At 65.1% G+C, this 5,699-nt stretch carries 4 protein-coding genes; 2 read left to right on the forward strand and 2 right to left on the reverse strand.

Annotated features, from left to right (window positions below; translation table 11 throughout):
• Nucleotides 1-1,527, reverse strand: a 1,527-nt coding sequence (locus tag VKV57_07560; protein HLW59769.1) for a DNA-directed RNA polymerase subunit beta', incomplete at its 3' end; no start/stop codon positions are given.
• 942 nt (nt 1,528-2,469) lie between these two features.
• On the opposite strand from VKV57_07560, the gene VKV57_07565 reads away from it, so the two are divergent.
• Together VKV57_07565 and VKV57_07570 are read left to right on the forward strand one after the other, a co-directional pair.
• Nucleotides 2,470-3,603 carry a DUF444 family protein gene (locus VKV57_07565; GenBank protein HLW59770.1) on the forward strand — a complete coding sequence of 378 codons (1,134 nt, stop codon included), beginning with the start codon at nt 2,470-2,472 and terminating at the stop codon, nt 3,601-3,603.
• 118 nt (nt 3,604-3,721) lie between these two features.
• Nucleotides 3,722-3,982, forward strand: coding sequence for a rod shape-determining protein (locus VKV57_07570; protein HLW59771.1), 261 nt, complete (start codon nt 3,722-3,724; stop codon nt 3,980-3,982).
• Between the two features lie 362 nt (nt 3,983-4,344).
• Here the strand turns inward: VKV57_07570 and VKV57_07575 are convergent.
• A partial coding sequence (locus VKV57_07575) for an AAA family ATPase (GenBank protein ID HLW59772.1) occupies nt 4,345-5,699 on the reverse strand: 1,355 nt, incomplete at its 5' end.

Below are 5,699 nucleotides of genomic sequence, written 5' to 3' on the forward strand. Positions count from 1 at the left end.
GTCCTCGGCCTCCCGGGTCAGGCAGTACAGGCCGATGATCATGTCCTGGGTGGGCATGGTGACCGGCTTGCCGTCGGCGGGCTTGAGGATGTTGTTGGTGGACAGCATCAGGATCCGGGCCTCGGCCTGGGCCTCAGCCGACAGCGGCAGGTGCACGGCCATCTGGTCGCCGTCGAAGTCGGCGTTGAACGCGGTGCAGACCAGCGGGTGGATCTGGATCGCCTTGCCTTCGACCAGCTGCGGCTCGAAGGCCTGGATGCCGAGCCGGTGCAGCGTCGGCGCGCGGTTGAGCAGCACCGGGTGCTCGGTGATGACCTCCTCCAGCACGTCCCAGACCACCGGCCTGGCGCGCTCCACCATCCGCTTGGCCGACTTGATGTTCTGCGCGTGGCTCAGGTCGACCAGCCGCTTCATGACGAACGGCTTGAACAGCTCCAGCGCCATCTCCTTGGGAAGACCGCACTGGTGCAGCTTGAGCTTCGGACCGACGACGATCACCGAACGCCCGGAGTAGTCCACCCGCTTGCCGAGCAGGTTCTGGCGGAACCGCCCCTGCTTGCCCTTCAGCATGTCGGACAGCGACTTGAGCGGCCGGTTGTTCGGCCCCGTGACGGGCCGGCCGCGGCGGCCGTTGTCGATCAGCGCGTCCACGGCCTCCTGCAGCATCCGCTTCTCGTTGCGCACGATGATCTCGGGCGCGCCGAGGTCCAGGAGGCGCTTGAGGCGGTTGTTGCGGTTGATGACGCGCCGGTAGAGGTCGTTGAGGTCGCTCGTTGCGAACCGGCCGCCGTCTAACTGCACCATCGGGCGGAGGTCCGGCGGAATCACGGGGACCACGTCCAGGATCATCCAATTCGGGCTGTTGCCGCTCTTCCGGAAGGCCTCCACGACTTCGAGCCGCTTGAGGATCTTCAGCCGCTTCTGGCCGCCAGCGGTCTTGAGTTCCGCGCGCAGCTTCTTGGCGGTCTGGTCGAGATTCAGCTTATGCAGCAGTTCCTTGATCGCCTCGGCGCCGATACCGACGCGGAACCCGGCGCCGTGCTTGTCCCGCAGTTCGCGGAAGTCGGCCTCGGTGAGGAGCTGGCCCCGGCTGAGCCCTTTGATCGTCCCGGGGTCGGTGACGACGTAGGCCGCAAAGTACACGACCCGCTCGAGCGCGCGGGGGGAGATGTCGAGCAGCAGACCGATCCGGCTCGGGACGCCCTTGAGGTACCAGATGTGGCACACCGGCGCGGCGAGCTCGATATGGCCCATCCGCTCCCGGCGCACCTTGGTCCGGGTGACTTCCACCCCGCACCGGTCGCAGGTGATCCCCTTGAACCGGATGCGCTTGTACTTGCCGCAGTGGCACTCCCAGTCCTTGGTCGGCCCAAAGATGCGCTCGCAGAACAGGCCGTCGCGCTCGGGCTTGAGCGTCCGGTAGTTGAGCGTCTCTGGCTTCTTCACCTCACCGCGCGACCGCTGCCGGATCTGGTCCGGCGAGGCCAGCGCGATTTTGACCGCGTTGAAGTTGTTGACGTCCTGCATGATCTTTCGTATGCCTCCCACATCATGCATTTCTGCCCACGAGCCATACCTTTACAAACCGGGACGGGGGGATTCGCCGGGATTTCCATTTGGGTCCCCCCCGACTGCCCTCAGTATACACTTGATACACTTGACCACTTTCCATTTGGAAGGTTCCAGTAAATAGATGACACTTTGATTCGGGGTGCCGGCGAGACGGGTTCGGACCGGGGGTGTGATCGTGGGTGGCGAATCGGGCACGAGAGGGGTACACGTCGGGCTCATGTAATAGGAGACCGTGCCTGGGCTCAAATGAGACAGGTCTCACGGCGCGCAGCGTTCTCGTGTCGTCCCCGTAGAGGCGGTGGGGAGCGAGTCCGAGGAGGTACGTCGCCTCGCGGAATCCTCTGGACTCGGTATCGATGCCCTCCTGGAACACCTTAGGAGACGGCACCCCTAAGCAACAAATTGTTGGCTAGGACCACAGCCCCCATAGAATCGGCTTACAGTCATAGGCGGTGTTCTATGCCGGGCGTTCGCGCAAAGGCAGGGTTACCGTGGCCGGTCAACGGTACCTACGTCTGCGACAAGTGCCGCACGAAACTGATCGGCAGGGCCGGCGTGATCGCGACGCGTTGCGCGGCTCTCCGTGGCGACCAGGGCCGGTCCTGCAACTGTGCCTATTTTGTTCTCGCCGAAGACCCTCGCCCCGTTGACGGTTCGACCGGCTCGTCGTCCCATAAGTCCTGCCGCGTCGAGTAACTCGACCGCGATCGGTGATCATGGCGAGTCCGGATCCGTCCTTCTTTCGCGTCCAGCTGGGTAGTCCGTAGTCGGCGCAGTAGCATAGAGGAACACGGGTACTGCCCGCACTGCGCTCGCGCGCTGTTCAAGGTTATCGGGCGGAGTTTCTAGCTCGGACGGACCGCGGGGCAGGAGCCCCGGGGTCGAAAGGGACGCCGGATGAAGATTCACCGAGGCCGCATCGCCCAATACAGGCACGATCAGCTTCTGCGGCAGTATCTCAAGCAGAACCTCACCGAGATCTTCCGGCAGAAAGAGCTGATTATCGACGGAAAGGTGAAGACACAGATCGTCACCCTGGATCTTCCCACGCTCAAGTTCGGAGAGGAATCGCAGTTTCTGGCCCAGGGGGCCGGCCGCGGGGGCGGGGCCGGCGGAGGAACGGACCAGATCCAGGCGCTGGGAGGGCTCGTGGGGGGCGATCACCACGGGAAGGAACTGCACGTCGAGCTGGATTTCGACGAGTTCGTCAAGCTGGCTCAGGAGGTGCTCCTCGAGGAACTTCGCCTCCCAACATGTCATGAGCCCGCCTGCAGCGGGGAGGTGGAGAGCCAGGACCTCCCGGAGCTCGATGATCTCGACCGGATCGGGCTGCACTCGGACCTGAACCTGGAGGAGACGATGGTCCAGAGCCTCCTGCGCAATGCCCGCGAGCGGTCGGTCCTGGATTACGATGTCGATGTGCAGCAGGACGCCTGGTATTTTATCGAGGATCCGGCGACCCTCCAGAACACCCGGTCGGTGGAGATCTACGTTCTCGACATCTCCGGCTCGATGGGGGGAGAATACCTCTCCCTCGTCCGCAAGACGATTTTCATCCTCTGGCACTACCTCGAGCACCGGTACCCCACGAACCTCCGCCGGTACGTCGTGTTTCAGGACGTGGCGGAGGAGAAACCCCGCGACGAGTTCTTCTGCATGGAGTCCAGCGGCGGGACGCACATCAGCACCGGGTTCGAGAAGGCGGCGCAACTGCTCGAGGGCGTGACGGAGTATGACAAGTTCCTCTTCATGTTCACGGACGGGGACACGAGTTCCGGGGACTTTGGCCTGGCCAAAAAGCGGTACGATGAGGCGCTGGCGGCGTTCGACCTCGTGAGCTACGGCCACGTGAACCCCGGGGGCCGCGGGATCGGCGGGTTCAGCGCGTACGTCCAGGAGGCCGCCACGACGCGCGAGGGCTCCGTGTTCGCCAACCTCGTCGACCTCGAGACGATCCGGGGGGCGATCAAGGACTTCCTCTCGTTCTTCGATACCCGCGCCACCCGGCGTCACGCCGGGGCATCCCCGTAGCGAAAGCCTTCGGAGCGAGCCCGGCCACGAAGTTCGTGTTCCCGATGAAGTTTACCCGGCTGCTCCAGCCGTTTGTGAACCGACCAGCACGGAACTCCGTGAAGCGACAGCCGAGCCAATTGCCGGGATCGTGGAGACCGCGAAGATGACCCTCGAGCGGACGCCGCCGGAGCTCGCGGCCGATATCGTCGACCGCGGGATCGTCATGGCCGGCGGCGGGTCGCCGTTCCGCGGCCTCGACCGGCTGCTCGCCGAGGAGACCGGGATGCCGGTAACGCTCCCCGATGATCCGCTGGGCACCGTCGCGCTGGGGATCGTAAGGGCGCTCGAGGAGCTCGAGATCCTGAAGAAGGTGCGCATCGCGAGGAAGACGTCTTAGAGGGTGCTATGTTATTCGACGCTCGGGCGAGCCCTGGGAACTTTCCGGATGTCGCGCGGCGATGACCCAGAATTGCGATACGAACGATCTTGGGCGGTGTCGCTGGCGCTTACCCCGCGTAGTTTGCTCGTCCGTCCCGTCCTGCGGCGGGAATTAGGCGCTCCCTTCTGCCTTTATCCGGCGCTGAGATGGGATTCGGAGCGTGTCCAACCACAGCGAGTAGTGCGGCGTCGAAGAAGAGGGGGAGCCGATGTCGCTGGAGGTCGGAAGCGCCGATGCGGGCCTCCGGCGGGCCGATCATACGCATCGACCCGGGCACCTGGCCCGGGCCGCTGCGGTGCTCCTCGGGACCACGGGCCTCCTTACGACCCCTTGTCGGCGGAGACCGGCTCGCGGTTCTTCTCGAAGACGACCTGGCCGTCCCGGGCGTCCAGGGTGATCTCGTCGCCCTGGCTGAACTTGCCCCGGAGCATGTCGTCGGAGAGCGGATCCTCTACCAGGCGCTGGATCGCCCGCCGGAGCGGCCGTGCCCCGTACTGGGGGTCGTACCCCTCCTCCGCCAAGAGGGCGCGGGCTGCGTCCGTCATCACGAGATGCATGCCCTGACCCCGGATCTCGCGCCGCACCCGCTCCATCAGGATGTCCACGATCGCCTTGATCTGCTCGCGGGTCAACGGCCGGAACACGATGATCTCGTCTACGCGGTTGAGGAACTCCGGCCGGAATGTCCGGCGCAACTCCTCCATCACGTGCGTCTTCATCCGGTCGTATATGCGCTGCGCGTCGCCCTGCTCGTTCTCCACGCCGCGGAACCCGAGCCCGCCCTCCCGCTGGATCTGAGGGGCGCCGGCGTTGCTCGTCATGATGACGACGCAGTTCTTGAAGTCGACGGTCCGGCCCTGCGCGTCAGTAAGCCGCCCGTCCTCCAGAATCTGCAGCAGGACGTTGAAGATCTCCGGATGCGCCTTCTCGATCTCGTCGAGCAGGACCACCGAGTATGGCCGCCGCCGCACCTGCTCGGTCAGCTGGCCGCCCTCCTCGTACCCCACGTAGCCCGGCGGGGCGCCGACGAGCCGGGAGATCGTGTGCCGCTCGGTATATTCTGACATGTCGATCCGGACCACGGCCTGCGCATCGCCGAACATGAACTCGGCCAGCACGAGCGTGAGCTCGGTCTTGCCCACCCCGGTCGGCCCCAGGAAGATAAACGACCCGATCGGCCGGCGCGCGTCCTTGAGTCCGACCCGCGCCCGGCGCACCGCACGGGAGATCGCCTGCACGGCTTCGTCCTGACCGACGATGCGCGTGTGCAGCGCATCCTCCATGCGCAGGAGCTTCTCCGTCTCCTCCTCGACCAAGCGCGTCACCGGGATCCCGGTCCAGCTGGAGACGATGTCCGCGATGTCATCGGCGGTGACCGTGGTGATATCCCGCCCTTTATCGGTCTTCCAGGAGCTCTCCAGTTCCTCGAGCTTCTGCCGCAGCACGTTCTCCTTGTCGCGCAGGCTCGCGGCCTGCTCGAAGTCCTGGTTCTTGATCGCCTCTTCCTTCTCGCGGCGGGCCCGCTCAGTGTGCTCCATCGTCTGGCGGACCTCGGGCGGCAGGAAGCTCGCCTGCAGCCGGATCTTGCTCGACGCCTCGTCCATCAGGTCGATCGCCTTGTCCGGCAGGAAGCGGTCGGAGATGTACTTGTCGGCCAGGGTGGCCGCCGCGACGA

The sequence above is a fragment of the bacterium genome (assembly GCA_035307765.1).
Classification (GTDB): domain Bacteria; phylum Sysuimicrobiota; class Sysuimicrobiia; order Sysuimicrobiales; family Segetimicrobiaceae; genus Segetimicrobium.